The organism is Streptomyces sp. NPDC050703, from assembly GCF_040654435.1.
In the GTDB taxonomy this organism is placed as follows: domain Bacteria; phylum Actinomycetota; class Actinomycetes; order Streptomycetales; family Streptomycetaceae; genus Streptomyces.
In genome coordinates, this window is sequence record NZ_JBFAHX010000090.1 from 1 (window position 1) to 4,241 (window position 4,241).

Sequence of the window (4,241 nt, forward strand, 5' to 3'; positions counted from 1 at the left end):
TCCCGCTGCCACAACGCGTAATCCGCGTACTGCACCGGCAACGGCACCCACTCCGGCACCCGACCCTCACAACGCGCCGCATACGCGGACGTCAGGTCACGCTCAAGCGGAGCGGACGACCAACCGTCGCTGGCGATGTGATGCATCACCACGACCAGCACATGTTCGTCGGGGCCTACGGTGAACAGGCGGGCCCGCAGCGGGATCTCGGCGCTCAGGTCGAAGGCGTACTCGGCCGCCTCCGCCACCACGCCGGCGAGCTCCTCCGCGCCGACCTCGGTGACGGTCAGCTCGAAAGCGGCTTCTTCGACGGAGAGGATGCGCTGGTACGGCTCCCCGTCGGCCACCGCGAACACCGTCCGCAGCACCTCATGGCGCCCCAGCACGTCCCGCAGCGCGCCTTCCAGCGCGGCGCGGTCGAGACTGCCGGTCAGCCGTACGCCCATCGGGATGTTGTAGGCGGCACTCGGGCCTTCCAGCTGGTCGATGAACCACAGCCGACGCTGGGCGGCCGACAGCGGGACGCGGTCCGGTCGCGCTCCCGCCTCCAACGTCGGGCGTGTCAGCCCCTCCTGCCCGAGCCGCGCCGCGAGGCCCGCGGGCGTCGGCACCTCGAACAGTGTGCGCAGCGGCACCTCCTCACCGAGGACCGCACGCACGCGACTCACCAGACGCGTCGCGAGCAGCGAATGCCCGCCGAGTGCGAAGAAGTCGTCGTCGACTCCGACCTGGTCAAGGCCGAGGACCTGCGCGAACGCCTGGCAGAGGATCTCCTCCTGCAAGGACACCGCGCCACGGCCGCCGCCGCTCGCGTACTGGGGAGCGGGCAGCGCCCTGCGGTCCAGCTTGCCGTTCACCGTCAGCGGCAGCTCGTCGAGGACCAGCACAGCGGACGGCACCATGTACTCCGGCAGCCGGCCGGCCGCGAAGGCGCGTACCTCGGCGACGAGACTCTCCGGCGCCGCGCTCTCGCTGCCGGCCGGGACGACATACGCGACCAGGCGCTTGTCGCCGGTGGCGTCCTCTCGTACGACCACGGCGGCCTGGCCCACCGCCGGATGCGCGGCCATGACCGCCTGCACCTCGCCCGGCTCGATCCGGAACCCACGGATCTTGACCTGCTCGTCCCGACGGCCGAGGTATTCCAGTCGGCCCTCCGCCGACCACCGCACCACGTCGCCGGTCCGGTACATCCGCTCGCCGGCCCGGCCGAACGGGCAGGCGACGAACCGCTCCGACGTCAGTCCCGGGCGCCTCACGTATCCGCGCGCCAGGCCCTCGCCCGCGACGTACAGCTCGCCCGCGACACCCACCGGCACGGGCCGGAGCCCGCCGTCCAGCGCGTAGGCGCGGGTGTTCGCGATCGGCGCGCCGATCGGCACCGACGTCATGTCGTCCGGCACTTCGGGGATCGCGTAGGTGCACGCGAAGGTGGTGGTCTCCGTCGGCCCGTATCCGTTCACCACTCGCAGGCCCGGGACCGCCTTCTGCACGTCCCGCACGTGCGGCACGGACAGTGCCTCGCCACCGACCAGCAACCGCTCAAGGCCCGCCAGAGCCTCCGGGTCCTCGTCGACCACCGTGTTGAACAGTGACGCGGTCAACCACAGGTCGCTGACGCCGCCGTCGCGGATCAACGATCTCAGTTCCGAGGCGCCCACCGCTCCAGCAGGAGCGATCACCAGGCGGCCGCCGTGCACCAGCGCGCCCCACAGCTCGAAGGTGGAGGCGTCGAAGACGAGCGGGGCCATCAACAGACGCGTGTTCCTGTCGCTGAACCCGGCGTACCGCTGGCCCCACACCAGGCGCACCACGGAACGGTGCTCCACCATCACGCCCTTGGGCAGTCCCGTCGAGCCCGACGTGAACATCACATACGCCACGTCGCCCGCACCGGCGGTCACCGCCGGATCCTCGCTCGGGAGGGAGACGTCGACGCTCGCCAACGGTACGACCCGGCCTCCGAACCCCGGTATGACGTCCGCCAGATCCACCTGCGTGACAACGACCTCTACGTCGGCGTCACGCAGCATGGAGGTCAACCGGTCCGCGGGGTACTCAGCGTCCAGCGGCACATAGCCCGCACCGGCCTTCCACACGCCTAGGATCGCCGCCACCGCGTCGGGTCCGCGCTCGACGCACACTCCCACCAACGAGCCGGCACTCACACCCGCCGCGATGAGGGCGTGCGCGATCTGGTTGGCTCGCACGTTCAGTTCCTGGTAGGTGAGCCGCACATCACCGGCCTCCACCGCCACGGCGTCCGGCCGTATCCGTGCCTGCTCGGCGACCAGCGTGTGCACGCCGGCCTTGGGCAGCTCGGTCGTGGTGTCGTTCCAGTCGTCGAGGATGCGGTTCTGTTCGGTCTCGTCGAGGATGTCGACCGCCGACAGGGAACCGCCCAGGTCGTTCTCCAGCGCGGTGACGAGGTTGTCCAGGCAGGTGTGCAGCAGTCGGCACACGGCCTCGCCGTCCACCGGTCCCACCGCGTCCACACTCAGCCCGAACCGGGAGCCCAGGTCGTCCACCGACACGGTCACGGGGTAGTTCGTCACCTCGCGCACGGACACCGTGCGGACGCCGCGAGGGGCGGTGTCCTCGGCCGTGCGGGGCCTCGCGTCCGGCCGCTGGCTGTGCCGGAAGTTGAACAGTGAGGTGAACAGCGGGCTGCTGCCCTGGATGCCGCTGGCCTGCTGTGCCAGCGTCAGCGGGGCGTGCTCGTGCACCAGCAGCTCGGCCAGCTGGTCACGTACTCCTTCCAGCGCCCGACCGACACCTGTGGCATCGACACGTACCCGCACCGGAAGGGTGTTGATGAACAGGCCCGGGACACGGTCCGCACCCGCCCCCGCGTTCATCCGCCCGAACAGCACCGTGCCGAACACCACATCGTCGCGTCCGCTGACCGTGGCAAGGACCCTCGCCCAGGCCAGGTGGAACACCGACGCCGGACTCACCCCCAGCGAACGGGCAATCCGTCGCACTCTTTCGGCGGCCTCGTCCTCGACCTGCAGGTGCGAGCGGACCACACCACTGCCGTCCCCATGGACATCGACCAGGCCGTACGGGGCGGTGGTCTCCTCCACGTCACCGAGCAGCTCCGCGAAGTAGTTCTCGTGCTCCTCACGTGTTACGCCGAGTCTTGCCTGCGCCACGAAGTTACGGAAGGGCAGCGGCTCGGGCAGCGACTCCTCCTGCCCGGACATGAACGCACGCATCTCGTCGAGCAGGACGTCGTGCGTGGTGTGGTCCTGCACCAGGTGATGCATGCGCAGCAGCGCGAGCCACCCGTCACCGCCCGGCTCCTCGGCCAGGTGTACGTCGATCAAGGGCGCACGGCCGATGTCCATGCTCGGGCCCGCAGCCGCACGCAATTGCTCCACCGCGTCCGCGCCTTGGAACGCCAACTCCACCGGTGTGACGGGCAGTACGGCCCGGCGGGTGACGACCTGGACGGGCTCGCCCAGCCCTTCCCACAGGACCGCCGTGCGGTAGATGTCGTGCCGGTTCACCACCTGCTGCAGCGCCGCCAGGAACGCGTCCACGCGCGCTCGCGAGTCGAACCGCAGCACCCGCGGCACCACATAGGTGTCCGCGCCTCCGCCATCCGCCTGCAGCAGGTGGTGGAAGAACAGGCCCTCCTGCAAAGGCGCCAGCGGATACACATCGGCGATGTTCGCCGCGCCGCCTTCGACGGCTGCGACGATCCGCGCCAGCTCGGACTCGTCCAGGTCGATCAGCGGCAGCATCTCCGGAGTGAGACGCTCGGTGCCCTCCGGAATCCGGTTCGGCGGTATCTCCACCGTGTCCGGGGCCGCGACTGCCGCAAGGCCGGCGGGTGTCGGCGTCTGGAACAGCGCCCTCACCGACACGGACACGCCCCGGCCGCGCAGCTGCTCCACCAGCGACACGGCGAGCAGTGAATGCCCGCCCAACGCGAAGAAGCTGTCATCGACCCCGACATGGTCGAGACCGAGGACCTGCGCGAACACCTGGCACAGGATCTCCTCCTGGACCGACGTCGGGCCGCGACCTGAACCTGCCGTGAATTCGGGGGCGGGCAGGGCCTTGCGGTCCAGTTTTCCGTTCACCGTCAGCGGCAGGACGTCCAGCACCACCACTGCTGAGGGCACCATGTGTTCCGGCAGCCGCTCGGCCGCGAAGGCTCGCGCCTCACCGGCAAGGCTCTCCGGTGCGGACTCCTCCCCGCTGGCCGGAACGACATAAGCGACCAGGCGCTC

The 4,241-nt window shown here is 70.2% G+C and carries 1 protein-coding gene and 1 pseudogene; both read right to left on the minus strand.

Annotated elements, in window-relative coordinates; all coding sequences use genetic code 11:
- On the minus strand, positions 1-4,136 hold a 4,136-nt coding region (locus tag AB0I16_RS35625), incomplete at its 3' end, for an amino acid adenylation domain-containing protein (RefSeq protein ID WP_363253834.1).
- Between the two features lie 3 nt (positions 4,137-4,139).
- A pseudogene (locus AB0I16_RS35630) lies at positions 4,140-4,235 on the minus strand (hypothetical protein); the annotation flags it as partial.
- Positions 4,236-4,241: the final 6 nt, after the last annotated feature.